The organism is Clostridium massiliamazoniense, from assembly GCF_001403635.1.
Lineage (GTDB): Bacteria > Bacillota > Clostridia > Clostridiales > Clostridiaceae > Sarcina > Sarcina massiliamazoniense.
Genome location: NZ_LN879468.1, coordinates 1,799,700 through 1,818,180 on the forward strand (window position 1 = coordinate 1,799,700; position 18,481 = coordinate 1,818,180).

Annotated in this window: 15 protein-coding genes and 1 other annotated feature; of the genes, 7 read left to right on the top strand and 8 right to left on the bottom strand. The window is 29.3% G+C overall.

From position 1 onward, the window contains the following. Positions 1–41: 41 nt before the first annotated feature. On the bottom strand, positions 42–1,283 hold the full coding sequence (locus ARA19_RS15450) for an aminopeptidase P family protein (protein ID WP_055071817.1): 1,242 nt from the start codon (positions 1,281–1,283) through the stop codon (positions 42–44). Positions 1,284–1,450: 167 nt separating this feature from the next. Beyond that, the gene (gene adhE, locus ARA19_RS15455; RefSeq protein WP_055071818.1) at positions 1,451–4,057 is read right to left on the bottom strand and encodes a bifunctional acetaldehyde-CoA/alcohol dehydrogenase; all 2,607 of its coding nucleotides are present in this window, start codon (positions 4,055–4,057) and stop codon (positions 1,451–1,453) included. Between the two features lie 727 nt (positions 4,058–4,784). On the opposite strand from adhE, the gene gad reads away from it, so the two are divergent. Continuing rightward, positions 4,785–6,173: a glutamate decarboxylase gene (gene gad, locus ARA19_RS15460; RefSeq protein WP_055071819.1), complete on the top strand. Its 1,389-nt coding sequence runs from the start codon at positions 4,785–4,787 to the stop codon at positions 6,171–6,173. A 55-nt stretch (positions 6,174–6,228) separates the two neighbouring features. Here gad and ARA19_RS15465 read toward each other — a convergent pair whose 3' ends face one another. Both ARA19_RS15465 and ARA19_RS15470 read right to left on the bottom strand, forming a co-directional pair. Next, on the bottom strand, positions 6,229–6,753 hold the full coding sequence (locus ARA19_RS15465; protein WP_055071820.1) for a spore maturation protein: 525 nt from the start codon (positions 6,751–6,753) through the stop codon (positions 6,229–6,231). 10 nt (positions 6,754–6,763) lie between these two features. After that, positions 6,764–7,339, bottom strand: coding sequence for a nucleoside recognition domain-containing protein (locus ARA19_RS15470; protein ID WP_055071821.1), 576 nt, complete (start codon positions 7,337–7,339; stop codon positions 6,764–6,766). Between the two features lie 123 nt (positions 7,340–7,462). Between ARA19_RS15470 and ARA19_RS15475 the strand changes: the two genes are divergently transcribed. Continuing rightward, positions 7,463–7,648, top strand: a complete 186-nt coding sequence (locus ARA19_RS15475) for a hypothetical protein (protein WP_055071822.1) — start codon at positions 7,463–7,465, stop codon at positions 7,646–7,648. A gap of 105 nt (positions 7,649–7,753) precedes the next feature. Here ARA19_RS15475 and ARA19_RS15480 read toward each other — a convergent pair whose 3' ends face one another. The 3 genes from ARA19_RS15480 to ARA19_RS15490 all read right to left on the bottom strand — a co-directional run bounded on the left by ARA19_RS15480 (position 7,754) and on the right by ARA19_RS15490 (position 11,143). After that, a complete protein-coding gene (locus tag ARA19_RS15480) occupies positions 7,754–9,118 on the bottom strand; it encodes an MATE family efflux transporter (protein ID WP_055071823.1) in 1,365 nt (454 codons plus the stop codon). A 115-nt stretch (positions 9,119–9,233) separates the two neighbouring features. Beyond that, a complete protein-coding gene (locus ARA19_RS15485; RefSeq protein WP_055071824.1) occupies positions 9,234–9,947 on the bottom strand; it encodes a hypothetical protein in 714 nt (237 codons plus the stop codon). A gap of 200 nt (positions 9,948–10,147) precedes the next feature. After that, positions 10,148–11,143, bottom strand: a complete 996-nt coding sequence (locus ARA19_RS15490) for a LacI family DNA-binding transcriptional regulator (protein ID WP_055071825.1) — start codon at positions 11,141–11,143, stop codon at positions 10,148–10,150. Between the two features lie 658 nt (positions 11,144–11,801). On the opposite strand from ARA19_RS15490, the gene ARA19_RS15495 reads away from it, so the two are divergent. After that, a complete protein-coding gene (locus ARA19_RS15495) occupies positions 11,802–12,128 on the top strand; it encodes a rhodanese-like domain-containing protein (RefSeq protein WP_423230612.1) in 327 nt (108 codons plus the stop codon). 74 nt (positions 12,129–12,202) lie between these two features. Here ARA19_RS15495 and ileS read toward each other — a convergent pair whose 3' ends face one another. Then, on the bottom strand, positions 12,203–15,313 hold the full coding sequence (gene ileS, locus ARA19_RS15500; RefSeq protein WP_055071827.1) for an isoleucine--tRNA ligase: 3,111 nt from the start codon (positions 15,311–15,313) through the stop codon (positions 12,203–12,205). A gap of 116 nt (positions 15,314–15,429) precedes the next feature. Then, positions 15,430–15,674 (bottom strand) — a binding site (T-box leader). Between the two features lie 315 nt (positions 15,675–15,989). On the opposite strand from ileS, the gene ARA19_RS15505 reads away from it, so the two are divergent. The 4 genes from ARA19_RS15505 to ARA19_RS15520 all read left to right on the top strand — a co-directional run bounded on the left by ARA19_RS15505 (position 15,990) and on the right by ARA19_RS15520 (position 18,473). After that, positions 15,990–16,967: a TDT family transporter gene (locus tag ARA19_RS15505; RefSeq protein WP_055071828.1), complete on the top strand. Its 978-nt coding sequence runs from the start codon at positions 15,990–15,992 to the stop codon at positions 16,965–16,967. A gap of 239 nt (positions 16,968–17,206) precedes the next feature. After that, complete coding sequence (locus tag ARA19_RS15510) at positions 17,207–17,425, top strand: (2Fe-2S)-binding protein (protein WP_055071829.1); 219 nt, start codon at positions 17,207–17,209, stop codon at positions 17,423–17,425. A gap of 277 nt (positions 17,426–17,702) precedes the next feature. Further along, complete coding sequence (locus ARA19_RS15515) at positions 17,703–18,128, top strand: hypothetical protein (RefSeq protein ID WP_055071830.1); 426 nt, start codon at positions 17,703–17,705, stop codon at positions 18,126–18,128. A gap of 12 nt (positions 18,129–18,140) precedes the next feature. Beyond that, entirely contained in the window at positions 18,141–18,473 is a 333-nt protein-coding gene (locus ARA19_RS15520; RefSeq protein WP_055071831.1) for a hypothetical protein, read from the top strand. The last annotated feature ends 8 nt before the right edge of the window (positions 18,474–18,481 follow it).

Here is an 18,481-nt window from a genome sequence, read left to right on the forward strand (position 1 = left end):
ATAAAAAAGGCTGTTAAAAACAGCCTTTTTTTATAAACTTATTATCTTTTCATGAACTTTTCAATATCTTCTACAGACTTAATAGCATCTTTAGTTAATACTTCTCTTCCTGTTTCAGTTACTAAAACATCATCTTCTATTCTTATACCAATGCCTTCTTCTTCAATATATAAACCTGGTTCTACAGTCCAAACCATTCCTGGTTTTAATTCTACATTTCTTTTTCCAACATCATGTGTATCTAAACCTAAGCTATGTCCTATTGAGTGGAAATAATATTTTCTAAATTCTGATTTGTCTTCTATTAATCCAAGTCTAACACAAGCTTCTCCTAACATGTCATTAGCTAAATCATTAAGGTCTTTTACCATTACTCCTGGCTTTATAGCTTCTATAACTGCTTCATTCACCTTTAAAACTTCCTCATAAACTTCTCTTTGTCTTTTTGAAAACTTACCATTTATAGGGAATGTTCTTGATATATCTGCATTATAATAATTCCATTGTGCTCCTAAATCAAAAAGAATTAATTCTCCATCTTTAAGCTCACAATTATTTTCTACATAATGAAGTATAGCTGCATTTTTACCAGCTGCTGCTATAGTATTAAAGGCTCTATCCTTAACACCTTGTTGCTTTATATAGAAGTCATAATAAGCCTCTAAAGCACCTTCTGTTATTCCAGCTTTACAGTTAGTCATTAAATATTCTACAGCATCCTTTGTTATATCCATAGCTTTTTGCATTTCAGCAATTTCTTCTTTAGATTTAACAAGTCTTAATTCTGAAACTAATCCATAAGCATCTTTAATATTTATATTTAAATATCTCTTACTTATATTTCTAGCAAATTTTTGAGCAGGTCTATCTTCCTCATTATATGCTCTTCTCTCTAAATCTAAATAAATATTTTCAACATCTCCTGATGTTAATAATCTATTTAATTCAACATCAAATGAACCTAAATAATCTATATTTTCTATAGCAGATAACTCTTCTGCTTCTTCATCAGTGTAAGTTGCCCCAACCCACTTAGCCATAAATTCATCAGGTTCTTGAATGAATAATTTAACATCCACTTCACCATTTATCTTTGACATTAAAAGAATGTCTTTTTCTTCATCTATACCTGTTAAGTAATAAAAGTTTCTATTAGGTGTAAAAGGATACTTTTCATCAGCACTCTTAAACTTAGCCTCCCCAGCTAAAAATACTGCAATTGAATTATCCTCTATCATGTCAATAAATCTTTTTCTATTACCTTTGAATACTTTATTATCCATAGACATTTCCTCCTAATCTGTGTTATTACTACTAATTATATCACAACAATAGTAAAGAAACTCCTTTAACTTCTAAGTAAGCATATTATGATGAAAATTATTATTTTTAATAAAAAAACCCCAAGCCTAAGCTTGGGATTCTTCATTAGAACTTTTTATAATTCTTATTAGAATTTTTTAACTGTTCCTTCAAATGCATTGATGTACATTTGTTTAACTTCACTTATTAATGGGTATCTTGGGTTTGCACCTGTACATTGGTCATCAAATGCATCCTCAGCCATTTTATCTAATGAAGCATAGAATGCTTCTTTACTTACACCATATTCAGCTATTGATTTTGGTATATTAACTCTTGCATTTAATTCAGAAATTGCTTTCATTAATGCATCTACTAATTCATCATCATTCTTACCTTTTAATCCAATATATTCAGCTATATGAGCATATCTTCTCTTAGCGTTTGGATATTTATATTGTGAGAATGCAGCTTGTTTAGTTGGTGTATCAGTAGCATTGAATCTAATTGTATGGTTTAATAACATAGCGTTAGCCATACCATGAATAACATGATGGTTTGATCCTAATTTATGTGCCATTGAGTGACATACTCCTAGGAATGCATTTGCAAATGCTATACCAGCCATTGTTGATGCATGAGCCATTTTTTCTCTAGCTTCAACATCAGTTGTTCCGTTTTCATAAGCTCTTGGTAAGTATTCAAATACTGTTTTTATAGCTTCTAAAGCCATACCATTTGTCATATCAGTAGCCATTACTGATACATAAGCTTCTATTGCATGAGTTAATACGTCAACTCCTGATGCAGCAGTTAATCCTTTTGGCATGTTCATCATTAATTCAGCATCAATGATAGCCATTTTTGGAAGTAACTCATAATCTGCTAATGGATACTTTTTGTTTATTGCATCATCAGTTATGATTGCAAAAGGTGTTACCTCTGAACCAGTACCTGCTGATGTTGACACACATACTAATGTAGCCTTTTCTCCCATTTTAGGGAATTTGTATATTCTCTTTCTTATGTCAACGAAGTTCATTGCTAAATCTTCAAATTCAACTTCTGGATGCTCGTACATAACCCACATAATCTTAGCAGCATCCATTGGTGATCCACCACCTAGTGCTATTATAGCATCTGGTTCGTACTCTCTCATTAATTCAGCACCTTTTTTAGCTACTGATAATGTTGGGTCTGGTGTTACAGAACTGAATATTCTATAATCCATTCCTATTTCATCTAAAGTCTTAGTTATTTTATCTACATATCCTAATGATGCTAAAACGCTATCAGTTACGATAAATGCTTTCTTTCTACCTTCTTCTTTAAGATCTTTTAAACCTACTCCTAATGAACCGTACTTGAAGTAAACTTTTTCTGGAACTCTAAACCAAAGCATATTTTCTCTCCTCTCAGCAACACTCTTGATGTTTATAAGATGTTTTGGACCAACGTTTTCTGAAACTGAGTTTCCTCCCCATGATCCGCATCCAAGTGTTAATGATGGAGCTAATTTAAAGTTATATAAATCACCTATACCACCTTGAGTTGATGGAGTGTTTATTAATGTTCTTCCTGTTTTCATTGCTGCACTAAATTTAGCAACCTTTTCTGGACACTGTCTTGTATCTACATATAAAACTGAAGTATGTCCATATCCACCTAATTCTACTAATCTTTCAGCTTTTCTTAAAGCTTCATCAAAGTTCTTAGTTTTGTACATAGCTAAAACTGGTGATAATTTTTCATGTGAGAATTCTTCTTCTAATTCTACTGAAGTAACTTCTCCTACTAAAACTTTAGCAGTTACAGGAACTTTTACTCCAGCTAATTCAGCTATTTTATGAGCTGGTTGTCCAACTATTTTAGCATTTAAAGCACCGTTTATTAAAATAGTTTTTCTTACTTTTTCAACTTCTGCTGGTTTTAAAATGTAAGCTCCTCTATATTCTAATTCTTTTCTAACTTCGTTATAAATTGACTCATCTACTAATATTGATTGCTCTGAAGCACAGATTACTCCGTTATCAAAAGTTTTTGATAATAAAACTGAACTTACAGCCATTTTTACGTCACAGCTTGAATCAAATATAGCTGGTGTATTACCTGCTCCAACACCGATTGCTGGTTTTCCTGATGAGTATGCAGCTTTAACCATTCCTGGTCCACCAGTTGCTAATATAATATCAGCTTCTGCCATTACTATTTGTGATAATTCTATTGATGGCTCATCTATCCATCCGATAATTCCCTTTGGAGCACCTGCTGCTACTGCTGCATCTAAAACAACCTTAGCTGCTGCTATTGTAGCTCCTTTTGCTCTTGGGTGTGGTGAGAAGATTATTCCGTTTCTTGTTTTAAGAGATATTAAAGCTTTAAATATAGCTGTTGAAGTTGGATTTGTAGTTGGTACTATAGCTGCTACAACCCCTATTGGTTCAGCTATTTTTGTTAAGCCAAAAGCTTCATCCTTTTCTATAACTCCACAAGTTTTCTCATCTTTATACTTATTGTATATATATTCTGATGCAAATTGGTTCTTGATGATTTTATCCTCAACAATACCCATTCCTGATTCAGCTACTGCTTGTTTAGCTAAAGTAATTCTAGCTTGGTTTGCTGCCATAGCTGCTGCTTTAAATATTTTATCAACTTGCTCTTGAGTAAAGGTAGCAAATTCTTTTTGAGCTGCTCTTACTTCTTCAAATTTTGCATTTAATTCTTCTATATTTGTAACTTTTTTCACCGTCATAAAAAATACCACCTTTTTAGTTATAAATTTAATATTATAGAAATATCAAAAATATAACCCCTTTCTTAAAATTTATTCTATAAAATGCAATAATAATTTTGCTAAGTAACAAATTTAATTGTCATAAATTCTTTTTTTATTAAAATTAATTTAATCTTTGATAATATTTTAACATACTTTTTTATTTAAGGTCAATTATATTTTGTCGAATTTTCAGAATATTTATATTTTTTTGTTTTTCGTAACATAATACGTAACTTATTCTTTTTTATTTATTTAAAAAAAATTAAGAAAACCTTTTCCTTGTGATTATATCTACCTTCTTATTTGTTAAATATTTATTTATATTTTTATACTTAATTAACAAACGCTAGAACTTTCCTTAGCAATCTTTTACCTATATTCTTTATATAATTTTTTATTCATTATTTCTCAAATAAAATCATAATGATTCTGCCTATAAGTTAATAACTTTTATACTTTAAATTTATTTTTCTTATATTTTACTATTTAAATCAATTTGTAAAAGTTTTTTATAATTATATAATTTAAAATATATTTTACTTTTAATACATCTAACTAATAATTCAAGTTTAATTACTAGAGGAAGCCTATATTGACTTTTCCTATTAATTAAATTACCCCTAGAGAGAAACGCTTTAATTCTAGCTCTTTCTCTAAGTTTTAAAAATATTTTGAAACAAACTTACTTTTAGGAGGAATTTTTATGTTTACAGAAGATAATTTAGAAATTGAAATCAAAAATATATCATCAACACCTATATTCGGGAGCTTTGAAAGTGATATTTCATTACCTAAAGAAAAACTAAATAATGATTCTATGAATCCTCAAATAGCCTATAGATTAATAAAGGATGAGCTATTAAATGAAGGAAATTCTAGATTAAATCTAGCTACCTTCTGTCAAACTTATATGGAAGATGAAGCTACAAAAATAATGTCAGAAACTTTCGATAAAAATGCCATAGATAAATCTGAATATGCACAAACTGCTGCTATTGAACAAAGATGTGTAGATATAGTTGCTGACTTGTGGAATGCTAATAAATCTGAAAATTACATAGGTACTTCTACTGTAGGCTCTTCCGAAGCTTGTATGCTTGGAGGAATGGCAATGAAATTTGCTTGGAGACATAGAGCTGAAAAATTAGGTCTTGATTTAACAAAACAAAAACCTAATTTAATAATAACTTCTGGTTTTCAAGTTTGTTGGGAAAAACTTTGTGTTTATCTAGATATTGAATTAAGAGAAATTCCTATGACTAAAGACAATATGTGTATAGATACTGAACATGTTTTAGATTATGTAGATGATTATACTATAGGTATAGTAGGACTTCTTGGAATAACTTATACTGGGAAATTTGACGATATAGAAGCCTTAGATAAAATCTGTGAAGAATTTAATAAAACTCATGAGCAAAAATTATACCTTCATATAGATGCTGCTTCAGGTGGATTATTTACTCCATTTGTTAACCCTGAATTACCTTGGGATTTCAGATTAAATAATGTTATTTCAATAAGTACATCTGGTCATAAATATGGACTAGTTTATCCAGGAATAGGTTGGGTAATTTGGAGAGATAGAAAATTCCTACCTGAAGAATTAATATTTGAAGTTAGTTATCTAGGTGGTAAACTACCAACCATAGCTATAAACTTCTCTAGATCTGCTAGTCAAATCATTGGTCAATATTATAACTTTGTTCGTTTTGGATTTAATGGATATAAAAGAATTCATGAAAGAACCAAGGATGTTGCAATGTTTTTATCTAGAGAAATTGAAAAATTAGACTTGTTTGAAATATATAATGATGGAGAAAATCTTCCTATAGTTTGTTATAAACTAAAAGATGATGCCAATGTAAATTGGACTCTATATGATTTAGCTGACAGATTATTAATGAGAGGATGGCAAGTACCTGCTTACCCACTTCCAGCTAATCTTGAAGAAACTTTAATACAACGTATAGTTTGTAGAGCTGATATGGGTAAAAACCTTGCTGAATCATTTTTATCAGATTTTAAAACTGCCGTTGATGAATTAAGCAATAAAAGAGAAAGAACTGGAGCATTTGGTTTTACACATTAATTATTAAGTAGAATACTGCCTCAAAGTGAAATTACTCTCACTTTGAGGCAGTTTTTTATTTATTAAAGAAAACTCCTACCATTGTTATTGCCATTATCAAAGCAATCATATCAGCCATTATTGCAGTCCAAAGAGTATGTCTTATTTTTTTTATTCCCACTGCTCCAAAATAAATTGTTATGGTATAAAAAATAGTTTCTGTAGTTCCCATTAAAACAGAAGCAATTAACCCAGTTCTAGTGTCAGGTCCTACTGTATTTAGTATATCTGTAAATATTCCTAAAGCTCCACTTCCAGACAAAGGCTTTATTAAAACTAATGGAACTAATTGTGCTGGTAACCCTATTAATCCAACAATAGGTTCTAAAAAGTTATTTATATATCCTAATACATTAGAATCTCTAAGTATTCTTACAGCAACTAACATAGCCAATAGAGATGGAAATATTCTCATACAAACAGATAACCCTTCTTTCGCTCCCTCTAAAAACCATTCATAAACCTTTTTTCCCTTTATCATTCCATAAAAAACTATAATAACTAATATTATTGGTATTAAACTGTTAGTAATATAATTCATATTTCCTCTCCTAAAAATATTTTTGTAGTATTTTACATATTATTATTCCAGAAAGTGCTGCTACAGCAGTTGATATTATAGCTGCTGGTACTATAGATGCTGGAGTACTTGATCCTGCTGCAGCTCTTATTGCTATAATTGTTGATGGAATAAATTGAATACATGCAGCATTCATCACTAGAAATAAAGCCATATCATTAGATGCTCTTCCCTTTTCATTATTTATCTTATCTAGTTCCTCCATTGCTTTTATTCCAAAGGGGGTTGCCGCATTAGCTAATCCAAACATATTTGCAGTTAAATTCATAACAATAGCCCCTAAAGCTTCGTCACTCTTTCCTGCATCCTTGAAAAGAAGCTTCAATATAGGTTTCAGCACCTTAGCTAATTTTGAAGTTAATCCACTTTTTTCTGCTATTTTCATTACTCCACACCAAAAACACATCATTCCGACCAAGGAAATTATGAATTTTGTTGTGCCTTCTGCTGATGCCATAATTCCATTTGATATAGTAGGACCTTGTCCTGTAAAGAGCCCGACTATTACACCAATCACTATAATTCCAAACCATATGTAATTTATCATTTTAAATCTCCTTAACATGTTTTCTTTTTGTATAATATATGCCTTGCACTCTCTAATTAGTAGTGATAACATAAAATAAAATAGTAATTTAATTTAAGTTTAACTATCAAAGGAGATTAAAAGATGGACGAAAACAAATTAAAGCTAGCTCAAGCAGATATAGATGATGCTATTAAAACAATTGAAGACCTAGAAAGTAGCATTGATAATGAAAATGTATCAACTGATTTACTTAAGGAAAAGTTTGTATCTCTAACTGAAAAAGTAAAGGAATTAGAATTAGTACTAAAAGAAGAAGGAATAATATAGAATTGAAAATTTAAAATGAGGAATTTTTCTCACTTTATTATTACATTCAATTATATAGAAAAAAGGTGATGTATCTTTAGTTAAGACACATCACCTTTATTTTTATTAAGCTACTAATTCCTCCTTTTCTACACCTTCTAATAAATTCATTTCTCTTGTTATAAAAATTGCTGTTATTATTGATGAAAGTAAATCTGAAGTTGGTCCTGCAAGCCATACACCTGTTAATCCAAAATACTTTGGTAATATTATTAACAATGGAATCAATAATATAACTTGTCTTAAAAGACTTAAAAACATTGATGTCTTTGCTTTCCCAACAGCTTGGAAATAGTTTGTGCTTATTGCTTGGAACCCTATTATAGGAAGCATTGCTAGATATATTTTTATACCACTTACTCCTATTTCTATTAACTTTGGGTCGTCATTAAACATTTTTATAGCTATGTCTGGGAATAGCTGAATTAATATTCCTCCAACTGCTACTACAATAGTAGCTGCTATAATTGCATAAATAAGTGTTTGCTTTACTCTTTTATATTTTTTTGCTCCATAATTATAACCAATTATAGGCTGTGAACCTTGATTCATTCCAAAGATAGGCATCAAAAATATCATTCCTACTGATGATATTATAGCCATAACTCCAGCTGCTAAATCTCCACCATAAGTTATTAAAGCTCTGTTAGATACAACTTGAACAAGACTTGCTGCCATTTGCATAGCACATGGTGCCATTCCTATAGCAAATATACCAAGTACTAAAGGCTTTTCTAATTTTAAAGTTTCCTTTTTTATTTTTAAATTTGATGAACCCTTTGTAAAATAATATAATACACATACTGCTGATACAGCTTGAGATAAAATTGTTGCCAATGCAGCACCTTGTATTCCCCATTTAAAAACAAATATAAATAATGGATCTAAAGCTATGTTTAATCCACATCCTATAAGCATTGTTGTCATAGCTACCTTAGGACTTCCATCTGACCTAATACTTTGATTTAATGAAAAACCAACTAAATTAAATACAGTTCCAATTAATATGATTTTTATAAATTGGTCAGCATAGCCTATGACACTGCTACTTGCACCAAATAATAATAAAATATTCTTTGAAAACATAATTCCTAAAATAGTAACTATAACACTAATAATTAAAGATAAAGTCAAAGCATTTCCTAATAACTTTTCAGCAACCTTCTTTTTCCCCTGACCTAATTTAATTGATATAGATGCTGCTGTCCCAACTCCAACTAACATTCCTAAACCTAAAACAATATAGACAATTGGCATAGTTATACCAACTCCACTCATAGCTATTGAACCTACACCTGGAATACGGCCTATAAACATCCTATCAATAATTGTATAAAGAGAATTAACCATCATAGCTATAATAGCTGGTACTGAATATTTTGTAAGTAATTTTATAACGGAACCTTCCCCAAGCTCCTTTTGTTTATCCATAACTTGTCCCCCTTTTTTTTCTAGTGTGTTATACACTAAGTTTATTATAAAAAAAATTAGAACCATATTCTTTTTTAATATAGTCCTAATTTAAATACCAAACTTTTTAATTTTACTATGCCCTAGTATTGTTCACAGTAGGTAAATTATAATAAAATACCACTGACGCTATTACACTTATTGTTGTAAGTATTCCTGACACTAATAAAACAATAGCAAAAGAACCTTGATTTAATTGCTTTACTCCTGTTAACCTAGTAATTAAAGACATTACTAAAGCTGTTGGAAGAGAAATGACAAAGTTTAATAATATATTTTTTATTAAAACATCAACTAGATTTTTTGAAACAATGCTAAAGCTTGCTTTTGTACTTCCAATCATGTCCATACCTGATAACACAGCAAATTGTATATTTAACATTACGAGACTCCCAAAAAGCGTAGCTATAAATCCACCACCAAACATAGTTACAACATTTATTAATAAACTTTGCATTAAAAATGCACTTATAGCTAACATTGGATTATTGAAAGTCTTTTTAATAGCATCTTTCCACCCTATATCTTCACCTTTTGCCCTTCTATCAATTAAAATAGTAATAGCAGCCATAGAAATTGCTGTACAGAATATATTAATCAAATTACCTATTATCCCCCTAAAGCCTATCATTGTCATTAAAGCTATAGGTAAAGCAAATAAAAATCCTATTGTAAAAATATCCTTTAAATTGGTCTTAAATAAATTAAAAACTACACTAAAATGCTCTTTAATCGACATCTTCCCCTGTAAACACCTATTCATTAAATTAGCTGTCTTTACATTTTTCATCTTAACGCCCCCTTAATAACCTTTTCATTTGATTTTAATTCTTCATAATTTCTTACTTATATAATATCAAATTAATTTATAAAATTAGCTTTAGTTTCAATTTATTAGCAATTAATTTGCCATTTATTAATATACTCAAAAAAAAACTAGAAAAAGCATTCCTTTTTCTAGTTTAATTAACTCTATTTATTACTAAAAATTTAGCAACTTTCTCTTTCTATAAGTTCATAAGGTAATTCAAAGTATCCCTTATCAAGTTCTTGATTGCCTAATAATTTTATTAACATTCTCATAGCAACTGAACCCATATCATACATTGGTTGTGCTATAGTTGTTATTCTTGGGTAGAAGTTCTTAGATAATTCAATGTTATTAAATCCAATAACTGAAACATCTTCTGGAACTCTAAGGCCCTCTTCTCTTAGTGCATTGATTACTCCCATAGCTATCTCATCTGAAGCACAAACAACTCCGTCTACTTTTTCTCCTCTATTTAGGATTTCTTTAATTCCTTCATAACCACTTTTATGTTTTAAGTTTTTAAAGTAACACATAGATTTTTTGTACTCTAAATTATTATCTTTTAAAGCCTTTTCATAACCTTCAAATCTCATTCCCCAAGCATTTTTTTCACCTTTTTCAATTCCTATAAATGCAATATTTTTTCTTCCCTTATCTATAACATACTTTGTGGCATCATAACTAGCTTTAACATTATCTATTGTAACACTTGGTAGTGCTCCTTCTTTATCACTTGTTTCAACAAGAATTGTCTTTATATCTAACTCATTTATAAGATTTAAAGTATCTTCTTCTAGTGATGAACTCATATAAATTACACCATCAACCATTTTTTCCTTAAGTACTCTTAAATACTCTTTTTCTTTCTCTAAATCAAAATCTGAATTACAAAGCATTACATTATATTTGTATATGTTTGCAACATCCTCAGCACCTCTAACTATTTCAGGATATAATTGACTTGATATATCAGGTACAACTACTCCTATAGTTCTAGTTCTTTGAGTTTTTAAACTTCTTGCTACTATATTAGGTCTATATCCTAATTTTTCTATAGCTTCTAAAACCTTTTTTTTAGTTTCTTCATTTACAACGTCTATATCATTAAGTACTCTTGATACCGTTGCTATTGAAACCCCTGCTTCTTTAGCAACGTCTTTAATTGAAGTCGCCATCTCTTACCATCTCCTACAATCTTTATTTTATCAGATAATACAAAAATATTACTTGTGCTATCACTAGATAATTTTACTTAATTACAAGTATATATTTACTTGGCTTTGCTTTCTTCCAAATTACATACTTTATTATTAAACTTAAAAAAATAAAATTCAGCAGTAGATTATAAAGACTTGCTTACATAAGTAAATTTTTTAAACAAATCAATTATTTAAAAATTTCACTTAAAAACCACAACTGAATTAAATCTTATTTTGCTGTTCAATAACCATAAATGTAATAAACTCAACACTTTACCTTATCTATCTTAAATTAATTATATGAAATTAATATGACTTTTTCAATAAGTTTTCACCTATATAATGCTTTTTATCATAATAAAATAATTTTAACAATTACTTTTTGCTCTTCTCTCCTTGTTAATCTCTATAATACTTTACTCCTTTAAATAACCTAAAATATATAATCTTTATCCCTTCCCTATTACTTCAAAAAATTATTCAAATCTGCTTAAATGGCTCTTCCTTTGTATATAATTAATTATCTTTTTTCTTCTAAATCGAAATACTTTTAACACAAAAATTTTTTTAATGTTACAATTAACATAATAAATATTTTTAAAATTAATTTTACTTTTAAATGGAGGTGCTAAGTTTGAAAAACTTAGAATTAAATGAAGTTTGTGAACTTATAAAATCTGAAAAAGATTTATTTATATTAGATGTTAGAACAAAAGAAGAATTTGAAGAAAGCCATATAAAAGGAGCTTACTCACTACCTTTAGCTAAATTAGCTATAAGTGATGATGACATAATAGAATATGAAGATAAACCAGTATTAGTTTACTGTGAAAAAGGTTTTAGAAGTGTTCAAGCTTCAGAAATCCTTGAAAACAACGGTTTCTCTGACTTATATCACCTTGAAGGTGGTTTTTCTAAATTCAAAAACTATAGAAATTCTAGTGAATTAATTGAAAAGTAATTTCTACATAAAAAAAAGCTAAAGAAGCAATACTTCTCTAGCTTTTTTTATATTTCTTGTTGTTAAATTAATTCTTATCTTTTTTCAACAGCCATTTGAAGTTTTTTACCATTAATTGTTACTTCAGTCATTGAAGCTTCATTATTGTATCTAACTTCTTCTGTTAATGTTTCTTTCTTAATTGTATCTTCGAATTTCTTGATTACTCCTTCAAGCATTTCATTTCCTGATACATAAAGATTTATTTTGTCTGCAACTTCAAATCCACTTTCTTTTCTTGCATTTTGGATTTTAGAAATCATTTCTCTAACGTATCCTTCTTCTTTTAATTCTTCAGTTATTGTTTCATCTAAAACAACACCTATTGAACCTTCACCAGCAAATGCAAATCCTTCTAATCCTTGCATTGTTACTAAGATACTTTCTGAATTTAACTCTATTTCAGTTCCATCAACATTGATTACTTCAACATTTCCAGCACTAATTTTTTGAGCTAATTCCATTTGATTTCTAGCAGCTATTTCTTTTCTTATTCCTGGTATTAACTTTCCATAAGCTTTACCTAAAACAGGTAAGTTAGGCTTGATTTCAAAGTTAACATACTTAGAAACGTCAGCACCAAATTCAACTTCTTTAACATTTAACTCATCTCTTATGATTGCACCGTAGTACTCTGGAAGAGCTGTAGTTGAAATTGATAATTTTGAAAGTGGCTGTCTATTCTTGATGTTAGCAGCATTTCTTGCACTTCTACCAAGTTTAACTATTTTATATGCTAAATCCATTTCTCTTTCAAGTTCTGGGTTAATAGCATTTTCATCAATTGTTGGCCATTTGCATAAGTGAATACTTTCTTCAGCATCCTTATCTAATCCAACAACTAAGTTTTGGTATATTTCTTCTGTGATAAATGGTACAAATGGAGCAGCAACTTTTGATAAAGTAACTAATACTTTATGAAGTGTTACATAAGCACCTATCTTATCATCAGTTAATTCTTCTGACCAATATCTAGCTCTATTTCTTCTTACATACCAGTTTGATAACTCATCTGTAAAGTCTTCTATCATAAGAGCAGCTTTAGTTATATCATAAGTTTCAAGTGATGCATCAACATCCTTAATTAAAGTATTAAGTTTTGATAACATCCATTTATCCATAACATTTTCTGATACGAAATCTTTGTAATCATATGGATTGAAGTTATCTATATCAGCATAAAGAACGTAGAATGAGTAAACATTCCATAGAGTTCCTAAGAACTTTCTTTGTGCTTCTGCAACATCATCTACTGAGAATCTAGTTGGTAACCATGGTGCACTAGCAGTATAGAAGTGCCATCTTGTAGCATCTGCTCCTACTGAATTTAATACATCAAATGGATCAACTACATTACCCTTAGATTTTGACATTTTTAAGCCCTTCTTATCAAGAACGTGACCTAAAACTATACAGTTTTCAAATGGATTTCTATCAAATATAGCAGTTGAAATTGCTAATAATGTGTAGAACCATCCTCTTGTTTGGTCAACAGCTTCTGATATAAATTGAGCTGGATAGTTTTGTTCAAATAATTCTTTATTTTCAAATGGGTAGTGAAGTTGAGCAAATGGCATTGATCCTGAATCGAACCAACAGTCAATAACTTCTTTAACTCTTGTCATTTCCTTTCCACATTTTTCACAAGTTAAATGAACATTATCTATATAAGGTTTGTGTAATTCTATATCTTCTGGTACATTTACACCCTTAGTTTTTAATTCTTCTATGCTTCCAACACAATCTCTGTGACCACATTCACATTCCCAGATTGGAAGTGGAGTTCCCCAGTATCTATCTCTTGAGATTCCCCAGTCAATAACATTTTCTAAGAACTTACCGAATCTACCTGTTCTTATGTTGTCTGGTAACCAGTTTATTTTATTATTGTTCTCTAGAAGATTATCTCTTAAAGTACTCATAGCAACAAACCAGCTTGCTCTTGGATAGTAAAGAAGTGGTGTGTCACATCTCCAACAGTGTGGATATGAGTGAGTATGCTTTTCAGCTTTTAATAATAGATTTCTTTCTTTTAAGTAATCTACTATTTCTTGGTCACATTTCTTAACTAACTTTCCAGCCCATGGAGTAACTTCGTCTACGAATCTTCCTTGAGTATCAACTAAGTTTATGAATGCTAAACCATTTTTCTTACCGATTAAGTTATCATCTTCACCGTAAGCAGGTGCTATATGAACTATACCAGTACCATCTGTTAAGGTTACGTAATCACCATGAACAACTTCGAAAGCTTTTCCTTCAGTTGGAGCATGGAATGGTAATAATTGCTCATATTTAGTTCCAAGTAATTCTGAACCGTTAAATTCTCTAACTATTTCAGCTTCTTCTCCTAAAACTTTTTCTACTAAGTCTTTAGCAAGAATTAAAGTTTCTTCTCCAACTTTAGCTTCAACATAAGTGTATGCTTTATTTATACATAAAGCTACGTTTGAAGGTAATGTCCAAGGAGTTGTTGTCCAAGCTAAGATATATTTATTTTCTTCACCTTTAACTTTGAATTTAGCTATAGCAGTTAAGTCTTTAACATCTTTATATCCTTGTGAAACTTCGTGTGATGATAATGCTGTTCCACATCTTGGGCAGTAAGGCATAACCTTGTGACCTTTGTATAGTAAGTCTTTATCCCACATTTGTTTTAAAGCCCACCATACTGATTCAATATATGAGTTATGGTATGTTACATATGGATCATCCATATCAACCCAATAACCTATTTGTTCAGTCATTTTTTCCCACATACTTACATAAGTAAATACGCTATCTTTACATTCTTGAACAAACTTTTCTACACCGTATTCTTCTATTTGTTCTTTACCTGAAATACCTAATTTTTTCTCAATTTCAAGTTCAACTGGAAGACCGTGAGTATCCCATCCTGCTTTTCTTATAACTTTATAACCCTTCATAACTTTATATCTTGGGATTATATCTTTCATAACCCTTGTTAAGATATGTCCAACGTGAGGTCTACCATTTGCTGTTGGAGGTCCGTCATAGAAAGTGAAATATTCACCATCTTGGTTTAAGTCAAAGTTTTTTCTAATTACATTTCTGCTATTCCAAAGATTAGCAATTTCTTTTTCCATACCAACGAATCCGCTAGTAAGTTCAACTTTTTTGTACATTAATTTTTCTCCTTTCATACTATGAAATTATTTTTTACTTCAATCTAAATCCTATTACAAGGAACTCTATATTTACTCTTCTCTAAACTTTTAGAGAAAATAAAAAAACTCCATCCCAAAAGGACGAAGTTGAAATTCGCTATACCACCTAAGGTTTAAAGCCCTAAAACATCAAGGCTTAAATTTTCAAGTACTTACATACTCTATCCATTAACGCTGGCAAACGGGTTAGCTTAATTGAAAAATCTTTCAGCCTTCCAACTCATAGGTGATTTTCTTTAAGGTTCTTTATAGCTTTGCACCAAACAGCTACTCTCTGAAAAAGATGATCTTAAGTACTTTTCCTACTCATAGTTTTTTAAATTTAAATCTTCTTTTATTTTATACTATTGATTTTATTTAATCAATAACTAAAAAAATGTTTTTTTCATTTATTAATAAATTTAAAAATGGAAATTATTTATATATTGTTTACCCTATAGTAACAGTCTATATACTACTCTGTGATTTATATCACATATGTTAAAATTATAACATAGTAGAATTATCTTGTAGTATTATTAATTTAATATACAGTAAATTATAGTGTAACAAACTGAGACTTAACTCAGAGAAAATACACTTTATTTATATACATATAAAACCTATTTTTCAATAATCTAAGGGGGTAGAAATATTGGAAAAACATCTAAACAAAATAGAAAATCATCCTATGAAGAAATATCTCGATAAATTAGAGAATTATCCTATAGGAATTTGCGGAACTGTTTTAGGACTTATTACAGTTAGCAATGCATGGGCTATTAATAAAGTTACTTTTTTAAAGCCAATATCAATTGTTTTAGCTATTATAGTGATTAGTTTAATGGTTTTAAGATTAGCTTTATTTCCTAAAAAAATAGGAGCAGAACTTAAAAATCCAGTGGTAGGAAGCTTTTATCCTACTATTGACATGTCTTTATTCTTAATAGCTTCATTTTTTCAAAAAAGTTCTCCAAAACTTGCTAGTGCCTTATGGCTTTTTGCAGCAATACTACACTTTAGCTTAATAATATCTTATACATTCTTTAGATTAAAGAATCGTAATTTTTCTGAAGTTATTCCAAGTTGGTTTGTTGTATATGTTGGTTTAATTACAGGAAGCTTAGCTAGTAAAGGAATGGGCTATGATAAATTAGCTAAATTCATGGTTCTTTTTGGAACAACAGCCTTTCTAATATTATGGCCTGTTATGCTTTATAAAATATTTACTAATAAAGTAGATAAGGATAAAATAGCAACTTGTGCCATAATTGCAGCTCCTGGCAGCTTAGCACTTGCAGGAGTAATTACAATGTTTAAAACTGCAAACTTATACTTTGTAATCTTTTTAGGTTTTGCTTCTATATTTAATGTTTTAATTGTTTATTATTTTGCATTTAAACTATCAATATATAAATTCAAACCTAACTTTGCAACTTTTACTTTCCCACTTGCTATAAGTGTTTTAGCGATTTACAAATTCAGTGAATTTTTAGCTGGAAAAAATCTATATACAGCATCAACTATAATAAAATTTGTAGGTCATTTTGAAATAGTAGTTGCAACTACTATAATATTATTTATTTTATTAAACTTTATAAAAATGTTTATTACAGCATTAAAAGAGGCTTAATTCCTTTATCTAACAGCTATTGGTTTCCTAATCAATAGCTATTATTCTATAGTAAAAAATATTTTTTAATATTTTTTATATTTTAATGTTGACTTTTTTTATCTGTTATCTTATAATTAACTCATAACAAATTAATTCCATTTCCCTTTATTAAATACATAGTTTTCTGAATATTAAAATGAATTAAGAAAAAACTATCCATAAACAAATTCAAGTTCATTTTAAGGAGACATATATGTATGGAAAATAACAACAATCTAAATCAAGAAGTACTTGATAAAATCACTAAAGTTTGCTTATGTAAAGCAATCTCAAGGAAGAAAATTAAAGATGCTATATCAGATGGTGCTACCACCTATGATGAGGTAAGACAAAGTACTGGTGCCGGAACAGGTTCCTGTAAAGGTACTAGATGTAAATATAAAATTGAAGAGCTTATTGAAAAAGCTCGAAATTAGATATTTACTATTATAAAATGAAAATTAAATCTTAATTTACATTTTGTATCTCCCTATTAAAAATCTAAACATATAAAAAAGAAAGGTGCCCTCACCTTTCTTTTTTTTGTTATTTTAAATTATTTTTAAACTTAGAATTATATGAATTATTTTTATCCAAATATTAAACATTAATAAATTAAAGTTAAATAACTGTATAATAACCAATATTACACAACTATCTATGCTATAATTAACTTTAAACAAACTGATTTTTTACATAAGGAAGGGGATTATTATGGCATTATTAGTTAGTAAAAGAGGCGCTCGTGTTTTAGGAAATGAAATTGACAAAGTATTAAGAAATATAGATCAAATAACTCAATCAGAAATAGACAGGGTTTGTGATAAAATAGATGCTGAATTAAATTCATGTGGAAGAGAATTGTCTAATTCTATAAAAACTCTTCAACAAATTGAACCACTTTTAAACAGAGTAATGGATCAAGTAGCACAAAATGCTCCTGACCATGTTCAAGTTCTACTAGGCTCAATAACTCAAGAAATAGCTTCCAAGGTTTCTACTTCCATAGACAATCAATTAGAAGTTCAAAAAAATATTAAAGATGTTGATAAGTATACCGATCAAATAGATGAATTAACAGATAGAATAGATGTAGCCACTAACACTATTGATAAATTAACAGATAAAATTCAAAACTAAGGAGGAGATTCTATGTTTAACAACAATGAACAAACTCAATATATGAGTTGGAATGGTACTAATAGAAATGTTGCTAATAATATAGATCACATAGCTGATAAAATAAGCTTTACTACAGAAATGATAGATAATTCATTGCTTAACTTTGATGCTATTGAAAAGGAATTAATTGCTATGTCAACAGCTCAAATTCCTCCTCAGCCAACAAATTTATCTGCTATGGCCTATAGAATTAATAGTAGCCAAGTACAATTAAAAAATGCCTTATGCAAAATAAGAGAACTTAATAAAGATATAGATAGATTAACTGATATTATCCAAAATGGTAATAATGGTTGGAGATGATAGTTTAT

Excerpts from the sequence above, each read along its gene's own strand:
- ARA19_RS15450 (WP_055071817.1), bottom strand. The coding sequence starts at position 1,283 with ATGGATAATAAAGTATTCAAAGGTAATAGAAAAAGATTTATTGACATG.
- adhE (WP_055071818.1), bottom strand. The coding sequence starts at position 4,057 with ATGACGGTGAAAAAAGTTACAAATATAGAAGAATTAAATGCAAAATTT.
- gad (WP_055071819.1), top strand. The coding sequence starts at position 4,785 with ATGTTTACAGAAGATAATTTAGAAATTGAAATCAAAAATATATCATCA.
- ARA19_RS15465 (WP_055071820.1), bottom strand. The coding sequence starts at position 6,753 with ATGAATTATATTACTAACAGTTTAATACCAATAATATTAGTTATTATA.
- ARA19_RS15470 (WP_055071821.1), bottom strand. The coding sequence starts at position 7,339 with ATGATAAATTACATATGGTTTGGAATTATAGTGATTGGTGTAATAGTC.
- ARA19_RS15475 (WP_055071822.1), top strand. The coding sequence starts at position 7,463 with ATGGACGAAAACAAATTAAAGCTAGCTCAAGCAGATATAGATGATGCT.
- ARA19_RS15480 (WP_055071823.1), bottom strand. The coding sequence starts at position 9,118 with ATGGATAAACAAAAGGAGCTTGGGGAAGGTTCCGTTATAAAATTACTT.
- ARA19_RS15485 (WP_055071824.1), bottom strand. The coding sequence starts at position 9,947 with ATGAAAAATGTAAAGACAGCTAATTTAATGAATAGGTGTTTACAGGGG.
- ARA19_RS15490 (WP_055071825.1), bottom strand. The coding sequence starts at position 11,143 with ATGGCGACTTCAATTAAAGACGTTGCTAAAGAAGCAGGGGTTTCAATA.
- ileS (WP_055071827.1), bottom strand. The coding sequence starts at position 15,313 with ATGTACAAAAAAGTTGAACTTACTAGCGGATTCGTTGGTATGGAAAAA.
- ARA19_RS15510 (WP_055071829.1), top strand. The coding sequence starts at position 17,207 with ATGGAAAATAACAACAATCTAAATCAAGAAGTACTTGATAAAATCACT.
- ARA19_RS15515 (WP_055071830.1), top strand. The coding sequence starts at position 17,703 with ATGGCATTATTAGTTAGTAAAAGAGGCGCTCGTGTTTTAGGAAATGAA.
- ARA19_RS15520 (WP_055071831.1), top strand. The coding sequence starts at position 18,141 with ATGTTTAACAACAATGAACAAACTCAATATATGAGTTGGAATGGTACT.